The 1,233-nt window shown below is 59.6% G+C and carries 2 pseudogenes; one reads left to right on the forward strand and one right to left on the reverse strand.

The features are described from left to right. Window positions 1–136, forward strand: a pseudogene (locus tag NFE57_RS16575) (IS481 family transposase); the annotation flags it as partial. On the opposite strand, the pseudogene NFE57_RS16875 reads toward NFE57_RS16575, so the two are convergent. Further along, window positions 131–962, reverse strand: a pseudogene (locus NFE57_RS16875) (IS630 family transposase); the annotation flags it as partial. The pseudogenes NFE57_RS16575 and NFE57_RS16875 sit on opposite strands and share 6 nt — an antisense overlap. Window positions 963–1,233: the final 271 nt, after the last annotated feature.

Below are 1,233 nucleotides of genomic sequence, written 5' to 3' on the forward strand. Positions count from 1 at the left end.
CAACTTTGCGCGCCGGCTCAAGACGCTCAGCGGCCTCACACCCTACGAATATATCGTCAAAACCTGGACGTCAGAACCAGAGCGCTTCATCGTCAATCCAATCCTCCAGATACCGGAACTGAACACCTACGATTGAGGCATATCCGGCTCCCCGGATGTAGTTGCAGCATTCGCTTGTCGGGAAGCGATCGAGCAGCGTTCCGATGCGCCGCCAAGCCGCCTCGACAGAGCGTTCGCTTGCCTTTCGCAGCAGCCGTTTGAGCTTGGAGAACACCTCCTCGATGGGATTCAGATCCGGCGAGTAGGGTGGCAGGAAGAACAGCCTGATGCCCGCAGCCTTGAGTATCTTGCGCACGCGGTTGCCCTTGTGGCCACCGAGATTGTTGAGGACGACGATGCTGCCTGGTTCCAGTGCAGGGATTAGGAACTGCTCGATCCATGCGGTAAAGCTCTCACCGTTGATCGGGCCGTCAAGGACGCAGGGAGCGACGATGCCATCGTGCCGTAGCCCGGTGATGAATGTCAGCGTTTTCCAGTGCCCATGCGGCACCTTGTCGATCAGCGCCTCGCCCTTCGTGCACCAGCCATGGGTTGGGATTACCCGGCGCTGGACCCAGTGCCAGTGGTTGCGGCGGCGGACGATATCGGGCCGGTCTTGCTCTTTGGCGAAGATCGCTTTTTTAAAATGTCTTGCCGCAGCGCCCCAGAAACCGCCACAGCGTGTCGCAGCGCACCATCACGCCTCGCTCGCCGCGCAACTCGGCCAGCAGTTCGTGCAGCGTCAGGTCTTTCTTCTGCTCGATCCGTGCCAGCAGCCAGTCGCGCTAGCTCTCCAGCAATGGCTGCGGATGGCCGCCCACCTTGCCCGGCTCAATCGATCCATGCGTCCGCCATGCTTGCGCCCAGCGAACATCCTTCGCCGCGGTCACCTCCAGCATCCGCGGCGCCGCTCGCGCCGACATGCCGCGATCCAGAGCCCGACAAAACCGAACCCGTAAACCTTGTGATAATGGCCTCAGCCAAGCTGGTCTCCTCTCCAGTGATTACCTTGAATCACAATTCGGCCAGCGGGAAATCCCAACCGATTCTTTCAAATACGGAAAAGCTCTAGAGCGGGATGACGTGGGATTGAATCGATAGGGGATTCACGAGGGCGTATAGATGTGATTCAAGATGCTGGCTGGGCATGGAGGCCAGCGAGCATGGCGCGACCTTATTCGATGGACCTGCGTG

It is taken from the genome of Hephaestia sp. MAHUQ-44 (assembly GCF_023806085.1).
In the GTDB taxonomy this organism is placed as follows: Bacteria; Pseudomonadota; Alphaproteobacteria; order Sphingomonadales; family Sphingomonadaceae; genus Sphingomonas.